The 26,678-nt window shown below is 66.4% G+C and carries 23 protein-coding genes; 11 read left to right on the forward strand and 12 right to left on the reverse strand.

All coding sequences use genetic code 11. The annotated features are described in order from the left end of the window. The first annotated feature begins 182 nt into the window (after positions 1 to 182). On the forward strand, positions 183 to 1,355 hold the full coding sequence (locus AB0N05_RS00185) for a VWA domain-containing protein (RefSeq protein ID WP_364685290.1): 1,173 nt from the start codon (positions 183 to 185) through the stop codon (positions 1,353 to 1,355). Positions 1,356 to 1,413: 58 nt separating this feature from the next. Next, positions 1,414 to 2,865: a protein kinase gene (locus AB0N05_RS00190; RefSeq protein ID WP_364685293.1), complete on the forward strand. Its 1,452-nt coding sequence runs from the start codon at positions 1,414 to 1,416 to the stop codon at positions 2,863 to 2,865. Positions 2,866 to 2,871: 6 nt separating this feature from the next. Here the strand turns inward: AB0N05_RS00190 and AB0N05_RS00195 are convergent, their stop codons facing one another. The 6 genes from AB0N05_RS00195 to AB0N05_RS00220 all read right to left on the reverse strand — a co-directional run bounded on the left by AB0N05_RS00195 (position 2,872) and on the right by AB0N05_RS00220 (position 10,596). Continuing rightward, complete coding sequence (locus tag AB0N05_RS00195; protein WP_364685296.1) at positions 2,872 to 3,279, reverse strand: PIN domain-containing protein; 408 nt, start codon at positions 3,277 to 3,279, stop codon at positions 2,872 to 2,874. After that, positions 3,276 to 3,527: an AbrB/MazE/SpoVT family DNA-binding domain-containing protein gene (locus AB0N05_RS00200; protein ID WP_364685299.1), complete on the reverse strand. Its 252-nt coding sequence runs from the start codon at positions 3,525 to 3,527 to the stop codon at positions 3,276 to 3,278. The genes AB0N05_RS00195 and AB0N05_RS00200 overlap by 4 nt, the downstream gene beginning before the upstream one ends. 112 nt (positions 3,528 to 3,639) lie before the next feature. Next, positions 3,640 to 6,165, reverse strand: coding sequence for an FtsX-like permease family protein (locus tag AB0N05_RS00205; protein WP_364685302.1), 2,526 nt, complete (start codon positions 6,163 to 6,165; stop codon positions 3,640 to 3,642). Next, positions 6,165 to 6,938, reverse strand: coding sequence for an ABC transporter ATP-binding protein (locus AB0N05_RS00210; protein ID WP_364685304.1), 774 nt, complete (start codon positions 6,936 to 6,938; stop codon positions 6,165 to 6,167). Before AB0N05_RS00210 ends, AB0N05_RS00205 begins: the two co-directional genes overlap by 1 nt. Before the next feature lie 134 nt (positions 6,939 to 7,072). Further along, positions 7,073 to 8,593: a protein kinase gene (locus AB0N05_RS00215; protein WP_364685307.1), complete on the reverse strand. Its 1,521-nt coding sequence runs from the start codon at positions 8,591 to 8,593 to the stop codon at positions 7,073 to 7,075. 83 nt (positions 8,594 to 8,676) lie between these two features. Continuing rightward, entirely contained in the window at positions 8,677 to 10,596 is a 1,920-nt protein-coding gene (locus AB0N05_RS00220) for a protein kinase (protein WP_364685310.1), read from the reverse strand. A gap of 314 nt (positions 10,597 to 10,910) precedes the next feature. Between AB0N05_RS00220 and AB0N05_RS00225 the strand changes: the two genes are divergently transcribed. Together AB0N05_RS00225 and AB0N05_RS00230 are read left to right on the forward strand one after the other, a co-directional pair. Beyond that, complete coding sequence (locus tag AB0N05_RS00225) at positions 10,911 to 11,681, forward strand: deoxyribonuclease IV (RefSeq protein ID WP_364685312.1); 771 nt, start codon at positions 10,911 to 10,913, stop codon at positions 11,679 to 11,681. Positions 11,682 to 11,775: 94 nt separating this feature from the next. Beyond that, complete coding sequence (locus AB0N05_RS00230) at positions 11,776 to 12,747, forward strand: TauD/TfdA family dioxygenase (RefSeq protein WP_364685315.1); 972 nt, start codon at positions 11,776 to 11,778, stop codon at positions 12,745 to 12,747. A 109-nt stretch (positions 12,748 to 12,856) separates the two neighbouring features. On the opposite strand, the gene AB0N05_RS00235 is transcribed toward AB0N05_RS00230, so the two are convergent. Continuing rightward, positions 12,857 to 13,714 carry an alpha/beta hydrolase gene (locus tag AB0N05_RS00235; RefSeq protein WP_364685318.1) on the reverse strand — a complete coding sequence of 286 codons (858 nt, stop codon included), beginning with the start codon at positions 13,712 to 13,714 and terminating at the stop codon, positions 12,857 to 12,859. A 52-nt stretch (positions 13,715 to 13,766) separates the two neighbouring features. On the opposite strand from AB0N05_RS00235, the gene AB0N05_RS00240 reads away from it, so the two are divergent. From AB0N05_RS00240 to AB0N05_RS00250, 3 genes are read left to right on the forward strand one after another with little or no spacing between them, the layout of a single operon-like run. Then, complete coding sequence (locus AB0N05_RS00240; protein ID WP_364685321.1) at positions 13,767 to 14,375, forward strand: TetR/AcrR family transcriptional regulator; 609 nt, start codon at positions 13,767 to 13,769, stop codon at positions 14,373 to 14,375. Positions 14,376 to 14,394: 19 nt separating this feature from the next. After that, entirely contained in the window at positions 14,395 to 15,609 is a 1,215-nt protein-coding gene (locus AB0N05_RS00245) for a CaiB/BaiF CoA-transferase family protein (RefSeq protein ID WP_364685324.1), read from the forward strand. Positions 15,610 to 15,611: 2 nt separating this feature from the next. Then, positions 15,612 to 16,550 (forward strand): hydroxymethylglutaryl-CoA lyase, encoded by a 939-nt coding sequence (locus AB0N05_RS00250; protein ID WP_364687384.1) that lies wholly within the window; start codon positions 15,612 to 15,614, stop codon positions 16,548 to 16,550. 67 nt (positions 16,551 to 16,617) lie between these two features. Here the strand turns inward: AB0N05_RS00250 and AB0N05_RS00255 are convergent, their stop codons facing one another. Beyond that, entirely contained in the window at positions 16,618 to 16,881 is a 264-nt protein-coding gene (locus tag AB0N05_RS00255) for a hypothetical protein (protein WP_364685327.1), read from the reverse strand. 323 nt (positions 16,882 to 17,204) lie between these two features. Between AB0N05_RS00255 and AB0N05_RS00260 the strand changes: the two genes are divergently transcribed. Further along, complete coding sequence (locus AB0N05_RS00260; protein ID WP_364685330.1) at positions 17,205 to 17,711, forward strand: hypothetical protein; 507 nt, start codon at positions 17,205 to 17,207, stop codon at positions 17,709 to 17,711. An 882-nt stretch (positions 17,712 to 18,593) separates the two neighbouring features. Here the strand turns inward: AB0N05_RS00260 and AB0N05_RS00265 are convergent. Then, entirely contained in the window at positions 18,594 to 19,718 is a 1,125-nt protein-coding gene (locus AB0N05_RS00265; protein ID WP_364685333.1) for an acyl-CoA dehydrogenase, read from the reverse strand. Positions 19,719 to 19,727: 9 nt separating this feature from the next. Then, entirely contained in the window at positions 19,728 to 20,897 is a 1,170-nt protein-coding gene (locus AB0N05_RS00270) for an acyl-CoA dehydrogenase family protein (RefSeq protein ID WP_364685336.1), read from the reverse strand. 184 nt (positions 20,898 to 21,081) lie between these two features. Here AB0N05_RS00270 and AB0N05_RS00275 point away from each other — a divergent pair, with 184 nt between their 5' ends. Further along, entirely contained in the window at positions 21,082 to 21,816 is a 735-nt protein-coding gene (locus tag AB0N05_RS00275; protein ID WP_364685339.1) for a hypothetical protein, read from the forward strand. A gap of 79 nt (positions 21,817 to 21,895) precedes the next feature. Here AB0N05_RS00275 and AB0N05_RS00280 read toward each other — a convergent pair whose 3' ends face one another. Next, positions 21,896 to 23,686 (reverse strand): DEAD/DEAH box helicase, encoded by a 1,791-nt coding sequence (locus AB0N05_RS00280; protein WP_364685341.1) that lies wholly within the window; start codon positions 23,684 to 23,686, stop codon positions 21,896 to 21,898. Positions 23,687 to 23,891: 205 nt separating this feature from the next. On the opposite strand from AB0N05_RS00280, the gene AB0N05_RS00285 reads away from it, so the two are divergent. Further along, positions 23,892 to 24,764: a carbon-nitrogen hydrolase family protein gene (locus AB0N05_RS00285; protein WP_364687386.1), complete on the forward strand. Its 873-nt coding sequence runs from the start codon at positions 23,892 to 23,894 to the stop codon at positions 24,762 to 24,764. A 151-nt stretch (positions 24,765 to 24,915) separates the two neighbouring features. Next, positions 24,916 to 25,569 carry a phosphoribosyltransferase family protein gene (locus AB0N05_RS00290; RefSeq protein ID WP_364685344.1) on the forward strand — a complete coding sequence of 218 codons (654 nt, stop codon included), beginning with the start codon at positions 24,916 to 24,918 and terminating at the stop codon, positions 25,567 to 25,569. A 48-nt stretch (positions 25,570 to 25,617) separates the two neighbouring features. Here the strand turns inward: AB0N05_RS00290 and AB0N05_RS00295 are convergent, their stop codons facing one another. Further along, entirely contained in the window at positions 25,618 to 26,433 is an 816-nt protein-coding gene (locus AB0N05_RS00295) for an alpha/beta fold hydrolase (RefSeq protein ID WP_364685347.1), read from the reverse strand. Between the last annotated feature and the right edge of the window lie 245 nt (positions 26,434 to 26,678).

A 26,678-nucleotide genomic window follows, 5' to 3' on the forward strand; every position in this document is an offset into this window, starting at 1 on the left:
TCACACCCCACGTGTTTGGCTCACACCCCCTGCGGATGTCCTGCACGGGGTCCGAGCCAAACCGAAGGGGTGTGTACGCCGGGGCGTGCGGGCTGACGACGGCCGAGGGGCTCAGACCGGCTGCGACAAAGGACATTTACGGGGCGTGACGGATCCGCCGCGAAGGATTTGGGAGGAATGGCATGAGTGAGATGGACGAGGCGCAGGGGCGGCGCTGGCGGCTGGTTTTGGGGGCGGCGGCCGAGGGCGGGCTCGGGGCCGGGCTGAAGGCAGCCGATGACGTTGCCATGGATCGGGCGCTGGGGGCGTTGTACGACGCGGACGCGCAGGGGCGCAGTGGGGGCAGGCGGTCGGGGGGACTCGGGGGTTCCGCGCCGTCGGTGGCGCGGTGGCTGGGGGATATCCGGAACTACTTTCCGTCGACCGTGGTGGAAGTGCTGCAACGGGATGCGGTGGATCGGCTGAATCTCACCGAATTGCTGTTGGAGCCGGAGCTTTTGGAGGCCGTCGAACCGGATGTGCATCTGGTGGGGACGCTGCTGAGCCTCAATCATGTGATGCCGGAGACCACCAAGGCGACCGCGCGCATGGTGGTGGAGAAGGTTGTGCGTGAGATCGAGCGCCGGATCGCCGCGCAGACGGTGGCGGCGGTCGGGGGCGCGTTGAATCGGGCGGCGCGGGTGTCGCGGCCGAAGCTGCGGGATATCGACTGGGATCGGACTATTCGCAAGAATCTGGCGAACTATCTGCCCGAGCATAAAACCGTAGTGCCCGAACGGCTGGTCGGCTACGGGCGTAAGGCGCAGGCGGTGCGCCGAGATGTGGTGCTGGCCATCGATCAATCCGGTTCGATGGCGTCGAGCGTGGTCTATGCGTCGGTGTTCGGCGCGGTGCTGGCCACCATGCGGTCGCTGAAGACCTCGCTGGTGGTGTTCGATACCGCCGTCGTGGATCTCACCGACAAACTGTCCGATCCGGTCGAGGTGCTGTTCGGCACGCAGCTGGGCGGCGGCACCGATATCAATCGCGCCATCGCCTATTCGCAGTCGCTGATCACGCGCCCAGCCGATTCCATGTTCGTGCTCATCTCCGATCTGTACGAGGGGGGTGTGCGCGCGGAGATGCTGCGGCGCATTCGCTCGATGAAGGAGGCCGGTGTGCAGGTGGTGGTGCTGCTTGCCCTCTCCGATGAGGGCGCACCGGCCTACGATCGGGAGAACGCTGCCGCGCTGACGGCGCTCGGCGTCCCGGCCTTCGCCTGTACTCCGGATCGTTTTCCGGATCTGCTGGCGGTTGCCCTGGACCGGGGCGACGTGCAAGCCTGGGCCAACGTCAACGCCGGACGGTCCGCGTGACGCCTCCGTTCGGTAGGCTGCGGGGCTGGATCTATCTCGTGTGAACGGGGGCTCGGTTTTGCGCTCTGGTGATGTGTTCGCCGGTTACGTCATCGAACGCGAGCTCGGTCGCGGCGGTATGGGGTCGGTGTATCTGGCCAAACATCCGCGGCTGCCGCGGCTCACGGCGCTGAAGCTGCTCAATCAGGAGATGTTCTCCGATAATGAGATCCGCGCCCGATTCATTCGGGAGGCGGATCTGGTGGCACAGCTCGATCACCCGAATATTGTCACGGTCTACGACCGCGGCACCGAGGGTGAGCAGCTGTGGATCTCCATGCAGTACATCGACGGCGTGAACGCCTCCGCCGTCAACCCCGGTTCCCTGCCGCCCCCGCGCGCCGCGCAGATCATTGCCGAGACCGCCAAGGCCCTCGACTACGCGCACGGCCGCGGCGTCCTGCACCGCGACGTGAAGCCCGCCAACATCCTCCTGGCCCGCTCCTCCAGCCGGGCAGGCACCGGCGAGCGCGTCTACCTCACCGATTTCGGCATCGCCCGCCTCCGCGACGACACCGGCCACCTCACCCAAACCGGCACGGTAACCGCCACCCTCGCCTACGCCTCCCCCGAACAACTCACCGGCGCAACCCTCGACGGCCGCGCCGACCAATACTCCCTAGCCTGCACCCTCTTCCAACTCCTCACCGGCGCAGTCCCCTTCGAGGGCACCAGCCCCGCCGCCGTAATCCGAGGCCACCTCCAACAACCCCCACCCCCGATAAGCGCCCAACGCCCCGAACTCCCCCGAGCCCTCGACGGCGTCCTAGGCCGAGCCCTGGCCAAACGCCCCCAAGACCGCTTCCGCTCCTGCGCAGAATTCGCTGCCGCCGTGGAACGCGCACTGGCCGCCCCCCGAACTCCCCCGCGCCCACCAACTCCCGCGCACCCCCAACCGATCGTCGTCCCACCCCGCCAGCCGACTCCGGCCCGCCCGCAGCCGCTGGTCCAGCCCTCGACGCACGCCCCCAACCCGGTCCCGCAGCGCCCACAGCCGGGCCCGACGTACTCGAACCCCTCCCAGCACCAGCCCAACCCGGCGTACCCCAACCAGGCCCAAACGCCCGGCCCCTCCTATTCGACCCCCATCCAATCCCCCGGCCCGGTGTACCAGCCCCAGGCGTCCGCCCCGGCCTACCCGAATCAGCCGCAACCCTCAACCCCGGCCTACCCCCACCAGCCGCAATCCCCCGCTCCGGCCTACACGAATCAGCCCCCCGCACAGACCTACCAGCCCCGCCCGTCGGTCCCCCCGCTGACCTACCGTCCGCCACAAAAGAGTTCAAGCAAGGTCGGCTGGATCATCACCGCAATAGTCCTAGCCTTGATCACCCTGATCATCGTCGTGGCAGTAATCGTCAACAACAACAAGTCAAAGTCCCTACCCCCCACCAACTCCAGCACGACAACCCTCTCCCTCCCCTTCCCGACCTACCTCTCACCCGACCCGACCGAGTCATCGTCCTCCTGACCGCCACTACTCAGGCAGCGCCGCTGGTTCGATCCGGGTGATCGTCTCGACTTTGCCGATGCCCTTGTCGAACGACGCGATCGCCGACTTCGGGACCGCTTCGGCGAGCGCCACCAAGTAGGCGTCGGCGAATGAGAGTCGGTAGTGCTCGTAAACGTCGACAGCCCGGATGAGCAGAGCCGGGTCATCGGTCGCGATATTCCTGGAGCTCACCAGGACTCGCGCCAATGCGGCTACCTGTGGTCTCGCCACCTGATAGACACTCTGCAATACGTAGATCGTCTCGGCCAGGATTAGGTCAGGGAGATGCAGCGAATCCGCTTGTGCAAGAAAGGCTGTGGCTCGCTGTCCCAGTTCCGGCGGATCCTGAGTGAGATGACGAATCAGGATATTCGTATCCAGAAACACCGTCACGACTCACCAGCTCTCCACTGCGCCGCCCACCCGGCCTCGCGAATCTCCTCCCAGGACTTTCCGCGGACCTGAGGCGGCACGGGCACACTCCCGGCCAGCTCGAGCAGATCCGGCGTCCGGGCCAGTACCACGACCTGGCCTTCGACCCGAAACAGCACATTGTCGCCAACTTGCAGGTCAAGGGCATCGCGGATCGCTTTGGGCACCGTTAGCTGACCCTTCGACGTCATACGAGCGACCGCGTCCATGATGTCTCCTTACTTTGCCCCCGAAGTAAGGATATTCGTGTGCGGCTGATATGCCAATGGGCCTCGCCGAGTTGGCGAGGCCCATTGGCTTTTGATGGCTACCGAGGCGGGACTAGAGGTCGGCGATGGCTGCTAGGGGTGGGGTGCGGGCTGCTCGGACTCCGGGCCAGAGGGCGGCCAGGACGCCTACTACGCCGGAGGCTATGACCATGAGGACTATTTGGCCCCAGGGGACTGCGATTGTGGCTAGGCCGAGATCGCGGAGGGTGCGGAGGAATCCGACGCCTAGGCCTAGGCCGAGGATTACGCCTACTACGCCGCCGAAGACTGCTATGAGCATGGATTCGAGGTAGATGGTTCGGCGGACCTGGTTGCGTTGCATACCTACTGCTCGGAGCATGCCTATTTCGCGGCGGCGTTCGACTACCGAGAGGGCGAGGGTGTTGACGATGCCTAGGATGGCGATCACTACTGCGAGGGCGAGTAGGCCGTAGAGGATGGCGAGCATGGTGTTGATCTGTTTGCCTTGGGCGCCCTTGAAGTCTTCGCGGTCTTGGACCTGGACGACCACGTAGGGTTCCATGGCCTTTTCCAGGTCGGTGCGCATGGTCGACAGGTCGGCGCCGGGCTGGGCGGTCATGAGGACGATGAAGTTGGTGCGGTAGCTGACCGGCATTACCTGGTTGTAGAGGGCCATGGGGGCGACCAGGGGTCCGAGGAGCTGGGTGTCCTTGTAGATGCCGTCGACGACGACCGTGTACTTCTTCTTGTCGAGGCTGGTGATCTCTACGTTTTGACCGACATGCCAATTGCGGTCGGCGGCTTCGGTTTCCGAGACCATGATGCCGTTGTCGCCGAGCTGGTCGGTGCCCTGTTTGATGTCGTAGCTGAGGACCTTGTCGAGCGGGCCTTCGGGCACGGAACCGGCCAGTTGTTCGTCACCGGCCTTGAAGGTGACGCCGTGGAACTGGACCACGTCCTTGACTCCGGGAACATTCTTGGCGGCTTCACCGGCGGCCAGGGGGACGCCGATAATGCTGCCGGTCGGCCCGCCGAGGATGTAGTCGGCCTTGACGCCCTTGTCCACCACCTCGGTAATGCTGGCCTTGGCGGACGCACCGAGCATGCCGATGGCCGACACCAACATCAGGCCGAGCGTGAGCGCGAAGGCGGTGGCGGCGGTACGGCGCGGATTGCGCATGGCATTATTGCGCGCCATCTTCCCGACCGGGCCGAAGGGCCGCACCAGCACACTGAGCCCCTGCACCACCGGCCGCGACAGCGCCGGGGAGGCGAGCAGGACCGCGAAAATCAATCCGAGCGCACCGATTCCGACAGTGAGCGCCGCATTGCCACCGGCATTGCGCGCCCCGAGCACCACCAGCACCACACCCGCGACAGCCAGCACCGCACCGGCAATCGTGCGCAGCCGCAGCGATTCCCCGGTCGAGCCGAGCTCGGCGCGCATGGCCTCCACCGGCGGAATGGTCGCCGCCCGGCGAGCCGGTGCGTAGGCGCTGAGCACGGTCACCGTCACGCCGACGCCGATCGCCACCAGCACGGTGCGCGGTTGCAGCGACATGGATCCGGTGGGCAGGCCGAGATCGAACGCATTGAGCAGCGCGGACAGCCCGAGCGCCAAGCCGACACCGGCCGCGAGTCCGATGACGCTGCCGAGGAATCCGATAATGAGCGCCTCGGCCACCACCGACACACCCACCTGCCTGCGACTCGCGCCGACCGCGCGCAGCAGCGCCAATTCCCGCAGTCGCTGCGCGATCAGCATGGAGAAGGTGTTGTAGATGATGAAGGTGCCGACGATCAGCGCGATCGCGCCGAAGGCGAGCAGGAAGTAGTTGATGAACTTGAGCGCGCTGGCGACCTGGGCCTTCATATCCTCGCGGACCTGATCGCCGTTCTGAACCTTGTAGTCGGGCAGCGCCTTCGCGATCTGATCGCGCAGATCATTCGCCGCCACACCGGGTTTGGCCGCGATATCCACGAACGCCACATGCTGGCCGTCGGTGAACAGCTGCCGCGCCTGGGCGTCGTCGAAGAACAGATTGATGAAGCCGCCGGTATTGGAGGCCAGGTCGTAGATGCCGGAGACGGTGACGTCGATATTGCCCTTGGACGGGACCAGCACCTTGAACTGGTCGCCGACCTGCAATCCGGCCCGATTCGCGCCACCGCTATTGATGGCGATCTCGCCCGCCTTGGTCGGCGGCGTGCCCGCGATGAACTTCTCGGGCTCGGCGATCGACTGGCCCGGCGGCAGATACGACTGGCCGAAACTGGGCGCGCCGCCGGTCTGCACGGCCTTGCCGTCCTTGATCAGCACCACCGGGCCGTTCACGCTGGGCGCGACCGCCCGCACATCGGGCCGGGCCGCGATCTGCGCGACGGTCTCGTTCGGAATGCCCAGGGACTGCCGCTCTTTCGGCGACACCCGGACATCGACGCCCTTGGCCTGATTGGCGAAGATGCCGTCGAAGGTGTGCTGCAGGGAGTCGGTGAAGACGAAAGACCCGGAGATGAAGGCGGTTCCGAGAATCACCGACAACAGGGTCAGGGCCAGGCGCACCTTGTGCGCGGCGAGATTGCGCAAGGCGACCTTGCGCATGGGACTACCGGACATCAGAGCGTCTCCAGCGACTTCATCTTGTCGAGCACGGAATCGGCAGTGGGCGAACGCAATTCGTCGACAATGAGACCATCGGCGAGGAACACCACCCGGTCGGCGTAGGAGGCGGCGCGCGGATCGTGCGTCACGATCACCACGGTCTGCCCGAACTCGTCGACGGCGGCGCGCAGGATGGCCAGCACCTCACCGGAGGAGTGCGAGTCCAGATTGCCGGTCGGCTCGTCACCGAAGATGATCTCCGGCTTCCCCGCCAGCGCGCGAGCGCAGGCGACACGCTGCTGCTGCCCGCCGGACAGCTCGCTCGGCCGGTGCGTGAGCCGGTCCCCAAGCCCCAGCCGTTTGATGACGGTGGACAGCCACTCCTCATCGGCCTTGCGGCCCGCGATATCGAGCGGCAGCGTGATGTTCTCCAGCGCGGTCAGCGTGGGCACCAGATTGAACGCCTGGAACACGAAGCCGATGCGGTCGCGCCGCAGCTGGGTCATCTGCTTGTCGGAGAGGCGGGTGAGATCGGTATCACCGATGTGCACCGCGCCCCCGCTGGCCGCGTCCAGCCCGGCCAGGCAGTGCATGAGTGTGGACTTGCCGGAGCCCGAGGGCCCCATGATGGCGGTGAACTCGCCCCTCGCGAACTCGGCGGTCACCCCGGCCAATGCGCGGACCTGTGTATCCCCCGACCCGTAAGTCTTCACAAGATCGGTCGCACGAGCCGCGACCGTGGCCGCGCCCTGGTCCAGGGTGGCGGAATCCGAGACGTTCGAAGTCATGCTGTCCAGTGTGTCGAGGATGTCCAGCCCGCGCCATCCGGGATCACCCGGATGGCCGCACCCTCATAGAGTCCACACAAAGGGTGAACACCCTGGCCTTGCAGTTTGGGATTCAGGCCCCGAATTGTCGGGGCTCAGGAGGTGGGGAACCGCAGGCCCGAGGTCTGCGGACCCGCGCTCGGATAGCTCGGATATTCGGGGGTCCCGGACGCGCCGCCATCGTTGGGTTCGACCGAGACCGACGGCTCGTACGTCTCCTCCGGAGTGGAGGTGGGCGCGTATTCCTCGGTGGTCGTGGTGACCACCGAGGGCCCGTTGGAGCCGCTCGCCCGATCGAGATAGGCGAGCAACGCGATGCCCGCCAGCAGCGGCACCGCGATCAGCAGGGCGAGACCGAGCAGGCATCCCCGCGCCCGCGACCGCTTCTTCTTGGCCGGACGGTACGGCTTCGGCGGCGCGGTCCGCGGACCGGTCGGCGCGGGCGCACTCGGTGTAGCCCCGGGCGCACCCATGTTCGCCGCGGGAACACTCAGGTTCGGCACAGGCGCACTCGGATTCAGCGCGGGCGCACTCGAGTTCGGCACGGCAACATTCGGATTCGGCGCGGGCGAACTCAGATTCGGCCCGCCCACCCGGGTGGCAGGCCTTCCCTGCGCGGCGGGAGGAGTCCGCACACCGACGGGTGGCGCGAATTGTCTTGGCGGCGTACCCGATACCGGCGGCTGCACCACATGCCGATACCCCTGCCGCCCCAATGGCGCTGCGGGCGGCGGCGATCCGGCCGGAGCGCGATTCGGCGGGTACCCCATCGGCGGCGCACTGCCGGGCCCGTTCATTGCCTGTTCGGCAGCCACGGCGAATTCGGTGCACGAATCGAACCGTGCGCCAGGGTGTTTGGCGAGCGCCCGAGCCAGCACCCCGTCCAGCGCGGGCGGCAGTCCGGCACGCAGCGAACTCACCGGTGGCGGCGGCTGGTTCAGATGCCCCTGCATGATGGCGACCGGATGCTCGGCTGTGAAGGGCACGGTGCCGGTCAGCAGCCGGAACAGCGTGCATGCCAGCGAGTACTGGTCACACCGGTGATCGAGCCGATGCCCGGAGAGCTGTTCGGGAGCCGCGTAGGCGAGAGTCGCTGTGAAGGAACCGGTTTGGGTGAGTTTGGCGGACGATTCGTCACGCAGCCGGGCAATGCCGAAGTCGGCCAGGAAGACGCGCTCCTCGCCGTCGACCCGTTCCAGCAGAATATTGGCGGGCTTCACATCCCGGTGCAGCACGCCCTTGCGATGCGCGAAGTCGAGCCCCTTGGCCGTATCGGCGACAATCCGGATCGCCTGCCGCGGCGGCAGAGTCGCCGAGTCCAGCGCGGAAGCGTCCACGCCGTCGATATAGCGCATGGCGATCCACAGCCGGTCGTCGTCGAAGCCGCGATCGTAGACGGGAACGATATTGGGGTGGTCCAGCCGGGCGACGACATCACCCTCCCGCTCGAAGCGGGCACGCACCTCGGCATCGCCGAACAGCTCCCGATTGAGCAGTTTGAGCGCGAGCAGACGCGGCAGGCGCGGGTGGCGGGCCAGGTACACCGACCCCATGCCGCCGCGGCCGAGTTCGCGTTCGATCAGATAGCCCGCGAACGTCTCTCCGCTGCGCAGCAAGCCGACCCCTTCATCCGAGGCCGTTCCTTCGATCCAGCCTGAAACCGGACCCTAGCCTGCCTGCCGCACCCAATGCCACAAGCTCAGTTCAGAGGTGCCGAACGCCACCAGGTGAGCACATCGCTGATGCTGCCGGCCACGCCGTCGGTGTACATCAGGTACTGCGACCGGTTGTTGTCGCCGGTGAACACGGTGACCATGTGCGGGCCGTAGTTACTGGTGGTCTGGTAGTTGGTGTAGGTCTTGCCGCCGTTGGTGTCCTGCGTCTGCTTGTCCGACGTCAGTCCGCTGATCACCGACTGCACCTTCGACGAGGACGAGTAGCCGTAGATCCGATAGAACGGATCGGCATTATTGCCGCCGCCGTAGCAGCGCCACTGCACCGCCCAGTCACCGAAATCGGGTTCGCCGTCGTCCTTGTCGGGCGGGCTGGTGGTGGAGGCCAGCCAGCACTTCGCGCTGTTGTAGCCGCTGCCGCCGTCCTTGGAGTTCGGGATCAGGCGCGGGAATTCCTTGCTGATGGACTGCCAGTCGACCGTCTTGTCGGAGGCCGGTGCGGCCGAGGTGGTCGTGGTCCCCTTGGCGGTGCCACCGCCGCCGTCCGAGCTGCTCGACGCGACCGCCACGATGACGCCCACGATGACCAGCAGCAGCACGCCGAGAATGGCCCCGACGATCAGCCCGGTATTGGACTTCTTCGGCGGCATCTGCGGACGCATCCCGCCCTGCCCACCCATCGGCGCCCCCGGCGGGCGCGGCGGAACCTGGCCCTGCTGATTGCCATAGGCGTAGGTCGGCGCGGTGTACTGATTCGTCGGCCGCTGCCCGGTGTATTGGTTGGTCACCGGCTGCGGTTGCGGCGTGGCGGTATTGACCGAGGTCGGATTCGGATACGACGTCTGCTGCGCGGTGGCCGGAGTCTGCGGCGCGGCATGCCGCCCCCCGGAGGTCTGCATCGGCCCGCCGGTCGTGGGCTGGGCCATCTGCCCGCCCATGGTTCCGGCGACCGGGTTCTGCCCGCCCGTGTACGGCGTCGCCGGGTTCGTGTACGGATTCACCGGATTCGGTCCGGCGGTGTACGGCGATACCGGCTGCGGCGGCGCGGTGTACGGCATGACGGGCTGCGGCGGCGCGGTGCGGTGACCGACCAGCGGCATGGCCGGGGCACTCGGCGCGGTCAGTGCCCGCTTGGCCGCCGCGGCGAATTCGCTACAGCTGGCGAAGCGATCCTCGGGCCGCTTGGCCATGGCCTTGGCCACCACGTGATCCAGGGCCTGCGGCAGTCCGGGCCGCGCCGTGCTCAGCAGCGGCGGCGGCTGCTGCAAGTGCCCCTGGATGACGGCGGCCGGATTGGTGGCCTGGAACGGCCCGGCCCCGGTGAGCAGCCAGAACAGCGTGCAGGCCAGCGAGTACTGGTCCGAGCGCCCGTCCAGGGTGGAACCGGTCAACTGTTCCGGCGAGGCATAGGCCAGGGTCGCGGTGAAGGTGCCGGTCTGGGTGAGGTGGCCACTGTCGTCGCGCAGCCGGGCAATGCCGAAGTCGGTGAGGTAGACACGTTCGCCCTTACCGCCGGTGGAGCGGGCCAGCAGGATATTGGCCGGTTTCACATCGCGGTGCAGCACCTCGTTGCGGTGCGCGAAGTCCAGCGCGTCCCCGGTCTCGGCAATGATCTGCACGGCGCGTTCGGGCGGCAGCGCCTGCGGGTCCACGCTCGCGGCGTCGATGCCGTCGATGTACTGCATGGAGATCCACAGCTGCCCGTCTTCCAGGCCGCGGTCGTAGACGGTGACGATATTGTGGTGGTCGAGCTGGGCGACCAGGTCGGCCTCGCGCTCGAACCGGGCCCGGATCTCCTTGTCGAAGACCATCTCCCGATTGAGCAGTTTGAGCGCCGTCATCCGGGGCAGGCGGGGATGTTTGGCCAGGTAGACCGAGCCCATGCCACCCCGGCCGAGCTGCCGCTCGATGACATACTCGGCGAAAACGTCACCTTTGGACAGCATGATTGGCTCTCACTTCCCACGTCGTACGCCGGGACCCACCAGCGCGCGGCGTACCGCGAACGATCGGCATGATCGTGCTCGGGCCGATCCGAAAATCACCGAAACCATAGCAGGCAGGCAGACCAACCGTTCTTTCGTCGCGACCGCGACCGGTACCGTTCTCCGGCAAGTCGATTCACCCCCCTGGATCGGGTCGAGCACAGCAATTCCTACCGGCTTATCTCCCCAGATCACGCTTACGCAACACTGAAGGTTCGCTTGCAGACCCGCGTGATCGAGGTCTTCTGTCGGTCACCGGCGATACGCTGGGCCCCATGCGCATAGGAGCCCACGTCCGGGGAGACAGCGATCCCATCGGTTTCGGTGAGAAGCTCGGTGCCGATGTGATTCAAATGTTCGTGACGGATCCGCAGAGCTGGGACAAACCCCAGCCGCATCCACTCGCCGAGGAGATCAAGGCCAGCCCCATCGAGGTGGTGGTGCATTCCTCGTATCAGATCAATGTGGCCAGCCTGAACAATAAGCTGCGCATGCCCTCGCGCAATGCGGTGGCGCTACAGGCCAAGGCGGCGGCCGAGCTGGGCGCGTTCGGTCTGGTGGTGCACGGCGGGCATGTGCGCTCGGATGGCGAGATCGTCGAGGGGATTCTCAACTGGCGCAAGCTGTTCCAGCGCCAGGAGGAGAAGGGCGGGTTCGCCGTCCCGATTCTCATCGAGAACACCGCGGGCGGAAACCACGCCATGGCACGGCATTTCGACGATATCGGGCGGCTGTGGGATGCGGTCGGCGAGTTCGGGGCCGGGTTCTGTCTGGACACCTGTCACGCCTGGGCGGGCGGTGAGGAGCTACTCGGGGTGGTGGAGCGGATCAAGGCCATCACCGGCCGAATCGATCTGGTGCACCTGAATTCCTCGCGGGACGAGTTCGATTCCGGTGCGGACCGCCATGCCAATCTGTCCGAGGGCACCATCGATCCGCAGCTGCTGGTCGAGGTGTGCAAGGCGACGGACGCTCCGATCGTGCTGGAAACCCCGGCCGAGGGTGTCGCCGATGACCTGGCGTACCTGCGGGAGCACGCCGGGTAACGGCTTTCGATCCGGCTGACCGTAAACCTGTTTCACCCGAGGTCGCGGTGGTGTTCTGGTCATCACACCACCGCACTCGGGCGAAAGGCTCTACATGTCCGTCGATTACGCAGCCGCCGATTACGCAACCGCCAATTCCCATGTCACCGTCGTGAAGCTCGGCAGCAAGATCGGCGCGCGCATCGACGGTGTCCGCCTCGGCGGCGATCTGGACTCGATCACCGTGCAGGCCATTCAGGACGCGCTGCACGAGCACAAGGTCATCTTCTTCCGCGGCCAGGAGCATCTGACCGAGGACGGCCAGTACGAGTTCGCGCAGCTGCTGGGCAGTCCCACCACCCCGCATCCGACCGTCACCTCCAAGGGCGTCAAGACGCTGCCCATCGATTCGGAGTACGGCCGCGCCAATAGCTGGCACACCGATGTCACCTTCGTGGACCGCGTCCCGAAGGCGTCCATCCTGCGCGCGGTGCACCTGCCCCCGTACGGCGGCTCCACCACCTGGGCCTCCACCGTGGCCGCCTATGAATCCCTGCCCATTCCGCTCAAGTCCCTGGTCGAGAACCTGCGCGCCCGGCACACCAATTCCTATGACTACGCCGCCGACCGCACCGAGATCGAGCGCGGCGAGAACGATGCGGTGACCGCCAATATCAAGGCGTACCGCGAGGAATTCCAGTCCACCTACTACGAGACCGAGCATCCGGTGGTGCGCGTGCACCCGGTCACCGGCGAACGCGCCCTGCTGCTCGGCCATTTCGTGAAGAACTTCGTGGGACTGTCACAGGCCGAATCGCAGACCCTGTTCCAGCTCCTGCAGAACCGGGTTACCCGCCTGGAGAACACCACTCGCTGGAATTGGCAGCTCGGCGATGTCGCGATCTGGGACAATCGCGCTACCCAGCACTACGCGATCGACGACTACGACGGCCAGCCGCGACGCCTCACCCGGATCACCCTCGCCGGTGATGTTCCGGTCGGCGTGCACGGCGACGAGAGCACCATCATCTCGGGCAATGCGGAGCACTACTCGATCATCGAGGAAGTCGCCCCGCGCGCGGCCTGACGAGGACCCCACCGGCGGCGATGCTCTTGCGCGCACCGCGGCCGACCGTGTCCTCGTCAAGAGAGAGCCGGTGCGACGGACCCTCAACTCTCGACCGTCGCACCGGCTTTCATTCGGCGTGGGGTGTTTTCGCGGTGGCTTCGATCAGGAACGCCGACATCGCCGCCGCCACCTCGACCGGCCGATCAAGCATCGACAGCACGTACGCGTCATCGATTTCCACCAACCGCCCGTTCGGCAGGATCTCGGCCAGTCTGCGGCCGTGCTCGCGCGGCATGACCTTGCCCGCCGACGACCACAGAATCAGGGCATCACCCGAGAAGCCGCCGAGCGCTTCGGTATCGGCGATGAGAACACGCTTATCGCGTGGGGCTCGCAGGTACGCGAGCACGTCTCGCCGAATCCGCTTGTCCCGCAATCCCGGCTCGGTCCAGCCGTGCACGAGCTCCTGCGATAGTGGACGTTTCGCCATCCACCCGAACAACAACGGCGAACTCAGCAACCAGCGAACCCGCATCTGCCGCAGCGCCAGCACAATTCCGCCGGGCAGCGCGGAGGCGAGGATGGCCATCCTGCCGGGCAACCCGGGCGGGAAGTTGCCGAACGCCTCGCAGGGCAGCACGATCAGCCTGCCGACCCGCTCATCGAGTCCATTGGCGGTGAGGAACAGCCCGCCACCCCAATCACTGTGTACCAGGGTCACATCGTGTAGATCCAGGGCCGCGAGAAAGTCCACGATCACCTGATTCAGCCCGCGCATGCTCAGGTCCGTGCCGTCGTTCATCGGCTCGGGATGTGCGCCCAGCGGCAGATCCGGCAGCACGTACCGGAACCCTTCGGGCAGCAGGTCGATGACCTCGTCCCACACGGTGTGATTGATCAACAGCCCGTGCAAAAGCACCACCGGCGGCCCCTCACCCCGTTCGACATAGTGGATTCGACCTGCGGGAATCTCGATTGTCGCCATTACTCTCCCCAGTAGAGTGTTTGCTCTAGCGCGTTTGCTCTAGTCTGGAACCGTGACCGAGAATCTGTCAACCACCACCCGCGACCGACTGGTCACAGCCGTCGCGGAACTCATGCGGACACACGGCTACAGCGCGATCACCGTCAAACAGATCACCACCGCCGCCCGCGCCCCCATGGGCTCGCTCTACCACCACTTCCCGGGCGGCAAGCCACAGATCGCGGCCGAAGCCCTGCGAACTTCCGGGGCGGCGTACATCCAGTTGATTCCCCTGCTCATGGACCCGTACGACGATCTGCGAGAGGCGATTCCGGCCTCCTTCGCCGCGGCGGCCGAAACCATCGAGCAGGGCGGCTGGCTCAATATGTGCCCGGTCGGCACGGTCGCGGGCGAGATCGCCGACAGCGAACCCGCCCTGCGCGAAGTAGCAGCCGAGGTCATCAGCTCCTGGATCGAGGACGGGACAACCTATTTCACCCAGCGCGGACTGCCCACGACAGACGCCCGCGACCTGATCCTCGCGATTCTCGGCGCACTCGAAGGTGCCTTCATCCTGAGCCGAACGCTCCGCTCGGCGGAACCCCTGCACGCCGCGGGCCGCACCCTCTCCGCCCGGGTCGAGGCCCTCCTGACATCGAACCCGAGCACATCCATGCGGTGAGGTCGGTCAGACTGTGGTCATGGAGATTCGGCCGCTCGACGGGGTTCGGGTACTGGAACTGGGCAACTACGTCGCCGCGCCCACGGCTGGGCGCATCCTGGGGGACTTCGGTGCGGAAGTCATCAAGGTGGAGCGGCCGAAAACCGGTGATGAGCTGCGAAATTGGCGACTCTACGGCGGGGACACCTCGATGCTGTACCGGACCGTGAACCGGAACAAGAAGTCGATCACGCTGGATCTGCGCACCGAGGCGGGGCGCGGGATCGTGCTCGACCTGATCAAGCAGTGCGATGTGCTGCTGGAGAATTTCCGGCCGGGAATGCTCGAGAAGTGGGGGCTCGGGCCCGAGGTGTTGAGCGAGGCCAATCCCAATCTGGTGATCACGCGGATCTCGGCGTACGGCCAGACCGGGCCGCGCTCGCAGCGGCCCGGATTCGCGGCGGTGGCCGAGGCGGTCGGCGGACTGCGGGAACTCGTGGGAGATCCGGATCGGCCGCCGGTGCGGGTCGGAGTGTCGATCGGCGATTCCATCGCGGGGATCTACGCGGCCTTCGGCACCGTCATGGCATTGTTCCAGCGCGAGCGCACCGACGGGCGAGTTCCCTTGGATCAGCGGATCATCGACGTGGCATTGAACGAATCGATTCTGTCGGTCATGGAGTCACTGGTCCCCGACTACCTCGCGTACGGCATCAATCGCGAGCGGGTCGGCGGGCGGATGGAGGGCATCGCCCCGTCCAATGCCTACCCGTGCAGTGACGGCTACAGCATCATTATCGGCGGCAATGGCGATGCCATCTTCCAACGCTATATGCAGGTGATCGAACGCCCCGATCTGGCCGCCGACCCTGAGCTGCAAGACAATGCGGGCCGCTGGCGCAATCGCGAACGCCTGGACGCCTCCATCGCCGAATGGACGCGCGTGCACACCCGCGACGAGGCATTGAAGATCCTCGAGGAGGCCGCCATCCCGTGCGGCCCCATCTACACCGCCGCCGATATCGTGGCCGACGAGCAGTACAAGGCCCGCAATATGATTCAGCCCTTCCTGGTGGATGTGGGCGAACCCGAGCTCAAGGAGGTCGGGTTCACCGGCATCGTCCCGGTGATCGGCGGGCAGTCGCTGCCCATTCGCAATGTCGGCCCGGATCTGGGCGAGCACACCCGCGAGGTGCTGGCCGGGCTGCTCGGCATGTCCGACAGTGAGATCGAGGCTCTGGAGGTTCGGGAATGACAATGCTGACAGGCGCGATCCTGCGGGATGTGACGCTGCGCGACGGTTTGCAGCTGACCGGCAAGGTGCTGCCGACCGAACGCAAGGCCGAGATCGTGCGAGAGCTGCTGGCGCTGGGGGTGCCGGAACTCGAGATCGGGTCCATGGCGCGACCGGATCTGGTGCCGCCCATGGCCAATACGCTCGAGCTGGTGGCCGAGCTGACACCCGACGAGCTGGCGCGCAGCTGGGTGTGGGTGGCGACGCCGCGGCATGTGGAGAAGGCCGCCGCCGCCGGGGTGCGGAACTTCCAGTACTGCTTCTCGGTCTCGGACGCGCACAACAAGGCGAATATCGGCCGCACCACCGAGGACAGCCTGGCCGCCATGCCCGATGCCGTGCGGATCGCGCAGGAAGCGGGCGGGCGGATTCAACTCTGCCTGGCAACGGCTTTCACCTGCCCATTCGACGGGCCGGTGGATCCGCAGCGGGTGCTGGCGATCGCGCGGGACGCACGGGCCGAGGGCGCGGCGGACATCGTCATCGCCGACACCCTGGGCCAGGCTCATCCGGCGCAGGTGACGTCCCTGATCTCAGCGGTAGCCGCATCCGGGCGCTGGGGAACGCCGGAGCATCGAATTGTCTTCCACGGCCACGACACCTGGGGCATGGGTGTCGCGAACTCCCTCGCGGCCATCGCCGCGGGCGCAAGGGTGGTCGACGGGTCGCTCGGCGGACTCGGCGGATGCCCGTTCGCGCCCGGCGCATCCGGCAATACTTCCAGTGAGGATCTGCTTTTCGGCACTCGCCCGGAATGGTTCACTCCGGACACTCTCGCGGCCCTGGTGCCGATCTCGGAACGGTTGCTGGCCGAACTCGGGGAACCGAATCGTTCACGCGTTGCGGAAGGCAGTCGGTCCAAAGCGGATGCGTTCGAATGGGTTATTCGCACGCAGGAGTGAGTTTCATCGAGAATGTGGCTGCGCGCCGGGAATTCGAATCCCTGAGTTAGCTATTCAGTTGCTCGCATTATTGATTCGAACGCTCGGCATTGCTCGCGTCGGCGCGCAGCTTCAGTAGCACCAGACCGGCGGTGCAAGCGAGAATCAGTCCCGCGACGGTAGTTTCGACGCGTAGCCCGGCGATCCCGAGGACTGCGCCCGTGACTCCACCCAGGAAGATCAACCAGGCGGCGTAGCGGGCCAGAATTGCCGACAATCGCGGCGACTCCGAGGCCGCCGCTTCCCCCGCCCGTGCCGCGGCACGCAACGGAGATGTCGAAAATGCACCCATCATCTACTCCTCGATGACGCCCACCGGGAACAGCGGCCACAGGGTGCCATGAAAAACCCTCGGCGCGCCCCTCGGCTAATTTCGGGCGTATCACGTGTAACTTTGGACACACATTACGGCTCTGCAACGAAAAGTCCATACGACACGTGCCCAAAACGCGCGGACTTTACTGATTCGATATCTGAATCATCGCTGTTTGAAATGTGGTTGTGTCCCGCGGAATGCCCTCGGCGCCCCCGGTTTTCGAACCGACCACCCGCCTGGCCCCGCACCGCCACCTCCGTTAGTGTGAGCCCACTCGACACGAATCAGGAGTGCCACCAATGGACGGCAGCAACGCCGGCGCGGACGATCGCGGCCCCACCCCGCTGCGCCGCCTGCCCGCCGCCGCAACCTACGCAGCCGCCGCGGTCGGAGCGGTCTCCCTAGGCCTGATCCTCCTAGGCGCCTGCGGCCTGGGCGGCCAAGACACCTACGTAGCCCCACCCCCCCTGAACGCGGATCTCCAAGCGGCCCCGGCAACTTCAGCCGCCGGCAAAACCACCCCCGCCGTCATAATCCCGCCTTCCCCCACCTGGCGCGTAGCCGCAGACCAACCGCCCCGCCGCACCCTAACCACCCCACCAACCACCGCCGCGGAAGACCCGGAAGCCCCCACCTCCGGCATCCCCCGCCCCACCACCACCCGCACCACCACAACTCGCCCGGCTCCCACCACGGACCCAACCCGCACCACGGAGCCGACCACAACAGAGGGACCCACCACCCTCCCCCCAACCACTGTGCGCCCGACAACTCTCACCCCGACCACCGAGGACGACTCGGAGTAGTCACCCGACAGTCACAGCCTCCACCTGCATGTTCACGCCCGGCTTGCCCGATCCCCTTGCCGCACAGGCGTTCTATCCAGCCTCACAACGCATGGCCCTCATTGCGCTCGGCTGAAGAGATTAAAAGACAAGAGACACAAGACAAAAGACGCCTGGACAAGAAGAGACAAAACAAGAGATACAAGACAAGAACAAAGACCAACGAGCAGCCGCGAGGCCTCCCAAGGCCCCCGCCGCTGCGCGCCTTCAGGGTAGAACACGTTCAGTGGGACATGAGCCTGGTCTAACCGGACAAAACCCCGGCTCATGTCCTCCTCGATGAACAAGCCACCCCGACACGCCGCGACACACCGACGCCCGCCCCGGCTCGTGCGGGTTCATGCCCGGCTTGCCGGATTCCCTTGCAGGGGCACGCCCTTGAGGGGCTTCCCCCGCTGGCCTTCTCGGCGTCTCACCAGCGGGGAGGTCCGCCGATCGCGCATCCCGAGGTGAAACACGTTCAGAGGGGACATCAGGCTGGTCGATCCGGACAAAACCCCGGCTCATGTCCCCTCTCGATGAACAAGCCACGCCGACACGCCGCGACACGCCGATACCCGACCCCGCCGCGCCCCGGCCCCTGGTGGGTGTCTCGAGTCTTTTCATCTTTCGTCTCTTGTTCTTTGGTTGTTGGTCCCGGAACGGGACCACAACCTTCCAGCCAGGCTGGGACGAGAGGTGACGGCTCCGGGCTGGGGAGCCAAAGTCGGGTACGGCAGGCGAGGCGACCACGCTATATCCGTACTGCCGTGCGCTTGGGGCACGAGCGGCCGAGTCGGTGTTTTTGACCGGTGCGGTAAATGAAAGCGATGGCCGAAGGCCGAGCCGGACAAGGGTTTCGCCTCAGAACTCCACGAGGGTGTAGTCGGATACGCGGTCGGTCAGGGTTCGGAGGTGGGAGAGATCGTCGCCCAAGGTCCGGCCGATGGCAGTCAACCGGGCCACGTAGTGACTCACCGGGTATTCGGTGGTTATGCCGATCCCGCCATGCATTTGGATAGATTCCTGCCCAATATGCCGAGCAGCCCGGCCGATCTGGAGTCGCGCCCGAGACGCGACCACCGGATCGGTGATGTCGTCAGCGAGAGCCGCTGTGACATAGAGGCTCATGCTCCGGGCCAACTCCAGCGAGACGTACATGTTGGCAGCACGCTGGCTGAGGGTTTGGAACTTGGAGAGGGTTACGCCGAATTGCTTGCGGGTCTTGAGGTATTCGGTGGTCAGGCGCAGGGATTCCTCCATCGCGCCTAGCGATTCGGCGCAGAGGGCGGCCTGAGCCTGGGCGGTCACCGCGTCGATCGCCGCCTGCGCCGGGGCACCGTTCAACTGTTCCGCAGGGGCCGAGGCGAAGGTGATCTGTGCGCCGCGACGCCCATCGAAGGTGCGGAACGGGATGCGGGTTACTCCGCTGGCGGTGGCGTCGACCAAGAACAGGCCGATGGTGCCGTCCGGGAGAGCGGCACTGACCACGAGGGTGTCGGCGCAATCGCCATGCGGGACCGGGTTTTTGGTGCCGGTCAGCGTGAAGCCATCGCCGGAGGGAGTGGCCGAGGTGGCGAGTTCGTTTACAGGCCAACGGGTTCCGGGCTCGTCGTGGGCGAAGGCGAGGAGCTTCTCACCACCGACCACGTCGGGGAGAACCCGTTGACGTTGGTCGGCATTGCCAGCTTGAGCAATGAGGAGGCCGGGAGTCAGGACGGCGTCGAGGATCGGTTCCGGGGCCAGCCGACGCCCCACCTCCTCGAAGACGACCATGGTCTCCACCGGCCCCGCGCCGACACCGCCGTCTTCCTCACTGAAAGCCAGCCCCAGGACGCCGAGTTCGGCGAGCTGGTTCCAGACGTCGCGGCTCCAGCCGAGTTCGGTGTCGGTGGTCTTCAGTCGGGATTCGGGGTCATAGGCGCGGGCGAGGAGGTCGCGGACCGTATCGCGGAGCATGACCTGTTCATCGGTGAGATCGAAATCCATGGTGGCGCCTCACAATCCGAGGATGGTGGAGGCGATGATGGTGCGTTGCACCTCGCTGGAACCTCCGTAGATGGTTGTCTTGCGATAGTTGAGATAGGCCGGGCCGCTGCGCTGCGCCCATGCCGGGGAAGCGATGTCGTCGGCATGAACGGGCAGGGCGTCCGGCCCGGCGATATCCAGGAGCAGTTCGGTGGCGGCCTGCTGGAGTTCGGACCCGCGCAGCTTCAGCACCGAGGAGGCCGGATTCGGTTTGCCGTCATCGGTATTCGACACGACGCGTGCGAGCGTCAGCTCCAGCGCGAGCAGCTCGTTCTCCAACTCCGCGATGCGCGCCGCGAAAATCGGATCCTCCAGCAGCGTGCCGTGACCCGACTTGACCTGTGCCGCATACTCTTTCGCCACACCCAGCTTGACCTTGGTGCGCCCCACGCCGGTGATACCCGTGCGCTCATTGCCGAGCAGGAACTTCGCGTACGTCCAGCCCATGTTCTCCTCGCCGACCAGTTGATCGGCGGGCACCCGCACGTTCTCGAAGAACACCTCGTTGACCTCGTGATGCCCGTCGATGAGCTTGATCGGGCGGATGGTCACGCCCGGTGTCTTCACATCGAAGAGCAGCATCGAAATGCCCGCCTGCTTCTTGGCATTCGGGTCGGTGCGGACCAGGCAGAAGATCCAGTCGGCGTACTGGGCGAGCGTGGTCCAGATCTTCTGGCCGTTGACGATGTAGGAGTCGCCGTCGCGCACGGCGGTGGTGCGCAGCGAGGCCAGGTCGGATCCGGCGTCGGGCTCGGAAAAGCCCTGGCACCACCAGATGTCGAGGGCGGCGGTCGGCGGCAGGAAGCGCTGCTTGAGTTCCTCGGAGCCGAATTGCGCGATCACCGGCCCGATCATCTGCGCATTGAAGGTGAGCGGTTCCGGGACGGATGCCAGCTGCATCTCGTCCTCCCAGATATGCCGCTGCATGGGCGTCCAGTCGCGCCCGCCCCACTGCACCGGCCACTTAGGTACCGCGTAGCCGTGCTCGTTGAGGATCTTGTGCGTGGTGACGATGTCGTCGCGGGAGAGCTCACGGCCGTACTTGACGCGGTCGCGGATCTCCGCCGGGATCTTGGATCGGTAGAACTCGCGCAGTTCATCCCGGAATTTCACCTCGTCTGGTGACAGGGCAAGTTTCATCGCTTCTCCCAGCTTCGCTGTCGTGTCACGAATAAACTTACCCCCCGGTAAGTCGGACCCTGTCGGCTGGATCACACCGACCGGCCGGGGTCGTGTTCCGGCTCACAGTCGGAGCTGGTACGTTGCCGAGAAGATCAGGCCACCCGATCAACCATCGGTACCCGAGTTCGCAGGAGCAGTACGAGTGAACGGCAGGACCCTGTCCCGGCGCGCCGCATCGGTCGTCGCCATCGCGGCCGCCACGGCGGCCCTCGGCACCACCACCGCGGCCGCCGAACCGAAGATCACCGACCAGCCGAAGACCCCGCTGGACATCGGCATCGAACACCTCACCGAGGTGGCAGGCCACGACGAGAACGCTCAGGTCGCGGTGCAGGACGCCGTCAAGACCGCCAAGCTGGTGGCCGCCGCGAACCTCGGCACGATCGGGTTCACGCCCTTCGCCTATGCCGCGCCCACCATCGGCTGCGGCTACAGCCTGCCGTTCAGCATGACCTCGGCCGCGGGTGTCCCCGGGATCGAAAGCACCGGCAATGGCGTCGCCGGTAAGCCCGGCACCCTGCGCTTCCAGGCCAATGTGCAGCAGGTCGGCTTCTCGCTCTCCTCCGGATTGAGCGTGGTCTGGCTGAATATCAATAATGGCCGCAGCGGTATCGACATGCTCGACGAGCAGACCGAATACAACCTGCCCGCGCTGGCCAAGACCGTCGATTCCGGAGCGGGCACCGTGATCGCAACCCTGTGGGGCACAGTCGATTACCCCGCGGCCCGCTGCCTGGTCTTCCCGACCGTCGGCCTGTTCACCGTGCCCGAAATCCCGGTCGCTCCCGCCACCACCGACCCGGCGGCCCCCGCCACCACGCCTGCCGCGGCACCGGACTCCGGCTCGGGCAATATGGGTTCCTCCGACGCCAACTGATCCCAGACGACCTGATCACACACAACGAATAACGGCCGGACCCATTGGGCCCGGCCGTTATTCGTGTCCAGCTAGTGCGTCAGGAGCGCGGCTTGCGACGCTCGAAGCGCGGCTTCGCGCTCCCGCCCGCATCGCGACGCGGAGCCCGGGTAATCGACCGCGGCGGACCGGAATCCAGCTGTAGCTGAATCAGCTGACCGCTGATCCGGGTGCGGCTCAACGCATTCAGCGTCTCATCCGATAGATCGGCGGGCAGCTCGACCAGGCTGTGATCCGGCCGAATGCTGATATGCCCGAAATCGCTACGGCGCAAGCCACCTTCATTGGCGATGGCCCCGACGATCGCACCCGGCGCGACCTTGTGCCGCTTGCCGACCGCGATCCGGTAGGTGGCCAGCTCCTCGCCGGTGTTCCGGTGATGCGACGGGCCCTCGCGACGCTCGCGCGGCGGGCGATCCTCGAAGCTGCGCTCACCCCGCTCGCGGCGCGGACGCTCCACCGGCTCCGGATCGGGCTCCATGAAGAAGTTATTGCCGTCGTAGGAGCCGATGGCCAGGGCCGCGGCGATATCCACGAGCGGAATATCGTGTTCCTTCTCGTAGTCCTCGATCAGCTTGCGGAACAAGGCCAGATTGTCCGAGGCCAGGTTCTCGGTGATGGCGTCACCGAACTTGGTCACACGCTGTGCGTTCACGTCGTCGACGCTGGGCAGCTGCATCTCGGTCAGCGGCTGACGGGTCGCACGCTCGATGGCATCGAGCAGGCGGCGCTCGCGCGGGGCGACGAACAGCAGCGCCTCACCCGAACGGCCCGCGCGACCGGTGCGGCCGATGCGGTGCACGTACGACTCGGTGTCATGCGGAATGTCGTAGTTCACGACATGCGAGATGCGATCCACGTCCAGGCCACGCGCGGCGACATCGGTGGCGACCAGGATGTCGAGCACACCGGACTTGAGCTGCCCGATGGTGCGCTCGCGCTGTGCCTGCGCGATATCGCCATTGATGGCGGCGGCGGAATACCCACGCGCGCGCAGCTTTTCGGCCAACTCCTCGGTGGCCTGCTTGGTGCGCACGAACATGATGATCGCCTCGAACGGCTCGACCTCGAGGATTCGGGTCAGCGCGTCCAGCTTGCGCTGATGCGACACCTGCACCCAGCGCTGGGTGATGTTGATGTTGGTGGAGGTCTTGGTCTTGACCGTGATCTCGACCGGATCCTTCAGGTACTGCTTGGAGATCTTGCGGATCACCGTCGGCATGGTGGCCGAGAACAAGGCGACCTGCTTCTCGGCGGGCGTGTCACGCAGGATGCGCTCGACGTCCTCCTGGAAGCCCATCTTGAGCATCTCGTCGGCCTCGTCCAGGACGAGGTACTGAAGCTCCGACAGATCGAGCGTGCCGCGCTCCAGGTGATCGATCACGCGGCCGGGAGTACCGACCACCACCTGTGCGCCGCGCCGCAGACCCGACAGCTGCACCGCGTAGTTCTGGCCGCCGTAGATGGGCAGCACATGCAGTCCGGGCATATGCGTGGCGTACCGGCCGAACGCCTCCGCGACCTGGATCGCCAGCTCACGAGTCGGAGCCAGCACCAGCGCCTTCGGCGCCTTGCCGGTCGGGTTCAGGCCCATCAGGACCGGAATGGCGAAGGCGGCGGTCTTACCGGTACCGGTCTGTGCGAGACCCACCAGGTCGTTGCCCGCCAGCAGTGGCGGAATCGTCGCTGCCTGAATAGGCGACGGCGATTCGTAGCCGACATCGGCGATGGCCCGCAGAATGCGGTCATCGATGCCCAGATCGGCGAAGGACGGGCCGGTCGCGTCCCTCTCGTCGTCGCTTGGAACGGTGTCGGCCGGTGAGGTGCTCATATTGACCAGCAGTTTACTGCCTGCTAGTAGTCGCCCCAACCATCGGGTGAATACGCTGGTAGTCGTGCAACCGGACAACCCGCCCGCGCCCGCCGCCTCCGCGCCCTTCACTCCGCCCTCCGGACTCGGTCATACCGAACCGGTCCCGGTCCACAACTACGTGACCGGCACCCTCGCCACGCCCGAATCCGCCAGCTCGAGCGGGATGGCGACCGTGATTCACGAACCCTCCCCCGCCGTGCAACCGCTCACCGAAACGGCCGCCGCGGGCACCGTGGATGTGGCGGTGGTGCAGTTCGATCCGTACACCGACACCGTGGCCAATCTCACCGCGTTGCGTCGAGAGGTCAAGACGGCGGCCGAACTCGGGGCGAAGGTGGTGATCGCACCCGAATACTCGATGTTCGCCACGACTCGGCTGGACGAGCGGGTGGTGGCCGCGGCCGAACCGCTCACCGGGCCGTTCGTGAACGGATTGCGCGGAATCGCAGCTGAATTCGGGGTGCATCTGGTGGCCGGCGTGGCCGAAGCGCCGGGCGGGGACGCGCCCGCGGGGCGCATCTACAACACCCTCGTCGCCGCGTCCCCCGATGCCGAATTCGCCGCGATCTACCGCAAAACGCATCTCTACGACGCCTTCGGCTTCCGCGAATCCGACTTCGTGCTCCCCGGACCGCTCGACGAACCCCAGACCTTCACCGTCGACGGCGTCGTGTTCGGCATGCAGACATGCTTCGACCTCCGCTTCCCTGAAGGCATCCGCCGCATCGCCGCCGCCGGCGCACACGTCCTGGTGCTCCCCGCCCAATGGATTCCCGGCCCCGGCAAGGTCGACCAGTGGACGACCCTGTTGCGCGCGCGGGCCATCGAGAACACCATGTACGTCGCCGCCGCCGACCACGCCGCCCCGCGCGGCGCGGGCACCTCGATGATCGTCTCCCCCACGGGCGCGGTCCTCGCCGAACTCGGCGACACCCCGGGCATCGCCACCGCCCACGTGGACCTCGAATATCTCGCCGAGGTCCGCACCACCAACCCCAGCCTCGCTCTCCGCCGCTACACGATTCGCGGCGAGTAGCGAAAACCCCTGCGGCACATCACCGCTCGGACGGGCGAGCCCTGGTCGCACCGTCCAGCTGGATCGGGGCGAACGGATCCGCGCAGCTCGACGGCAGAGTTTGCGCTGCTCGGCGGCCCGAAGCGGGCCTTCGGCAACTAGACTGGAACCGATGATCTATCCGGATCGGGGGGCCGCCGGACGCGCGCTGGGTGGGATGCTGGAGCACCTGCGCGCGGCTGACCCGCTGCTGCTGGGACTGCCTCGTGGCGGGGTTCCGGTGGCCGTGGCCGTGCACGATGTCATCGGCGGGGAGCTCGATATCCTGCTGGTCCGCAAGCTCGGCGTGCCGTGGCAGCCGGAGCTGGCGATGGGGGCGATCGGCGAGGACGGGGTGCGGGTCCTCAATCACGATGTCATGCGGCATACCGGGGTCACACCCGAGCAGCTCGCCGAGATCGAGGATATGGAGCGGGCCGAGTTGGAGCGGCGGCGGCTGGTATTGCGGGCCGAGCCGCCGATTCCCTTGAAGGACCGGACCGTGGTGATCGTCGACGACGGCATGGCCACGGGAGCCACCGTGGCCGTCGGCTGCGAGATCGCATACCTGCACGAGCCCCGGCGGGTGATCGTGGCGGTCCCGGTGTCCTCCGCCGAGGCGCTGCACCGGGTTCGCTCGTTCTGCGATCAGGTGGTGTGCCCGCTGGTCCCCCGTTTTCTCGGCGGAGTGGGCGGGGCGTATCGGGACTTCCATCAGCTCACCGATGCGGAGGTGGTGGAGTTGCTGCACCCCACCGAACCTCCGGACGTCAGTGAACCTCGTTGATGCCCTTCAGCCGTAAACGCCTGCGAGCCACAACAGTTGAAGATCTTTTCAACGCACTCCGGCGAACGCCCGCACCCATTCGGCAATATCGGCGCTGACCTGCGCCGCCACCGGCTCATGCAGCAGGTCGTGCCCCGCATCCGAATACTCCCGGAACGTCACCGCCACCTTCCCCGCCCACGCACGCACGGGATCGATGGGAGCCCGCCGATCATCCACCCCGTGCACCACCAGCACCGGCAACCCCTCCGGCAGCACCGGACCAGCTGCCGCCGAGGTGCGCCGACCGCAGCCGAGTCCGCCACGGCCACCGGTCTGCTGCGCGACCACGGCATCGTCGCCGGGTGCTGCCGTCCGCGGGGCGGCCGTGCGGCGGACGGCCCCCTCGGTGCGCGCACGCGAAACAGCGCTGCTGCCCCCGGGATCGGAGGCGTCGCTGCCGCGGGCAGATTTCGGCGGAAGGCCCTCGAAGACTGCTTTGGGGGTGCCGCAGAGGATGAGACCGGCGCAGGGCGGGGCCGGGTCGTCTGCCAGGACGGCGAAAGCGGTGGCCGCGCCCAGGGAGTGGCCCATGAGGATCAGGGGCGGGTTGGGGTGGGGGCGAATCGCATTCAGGAAAGTGGTGGCGTCTGCGGACAATTCGGGCAGGGTGCCGGGGCGGGCGGCGTCGCCTTCGCTGAGGCCGTGGCCGGAGGTGTCGAGGGCGCAGAGTTCGATTCCGGCGGGCTCGAGGGCGCGGGCGAAGCGGTGGTAGTGGCCGCTGTGCTGTCCGATTCCGGGCAGGAGGGCGATCAGTGCCACCGGGTTTTCGATCGGCCAACGGCGGTAGTGCAGACGGCCGCGAGCGCCATCGAGATACGGCATCGGGTGATTGTCGCAAAAGGTGCGATCGCATCGGGAGGGCGGTCGCGCAAGGAGTTTGCTCCACTCCGGGAGCGTTTCTGCGCGCCGGACCGTGGGCGACACGCCGGAATGGCACGCCGCCTTTCACCCACCCGGCCGGGCCCGCGCCCACCGTCGCGAATCCGCGCGATCCCGAGTCATGTTGTCCCGCAACACCGCCCGCAAAACGCACGCTGACGTGCGGCTGCGCGGACCGGCCGCGGAAC

The sequence above is a fragment of the Nocardia sp. NPDC051030 genome, from assembly GCF_040683015.1.
GTDB lineage: Bacteria > Actinomycetota > Actinomycetes > Mycobacteriales > Mycobacteriaceae > Nocardia.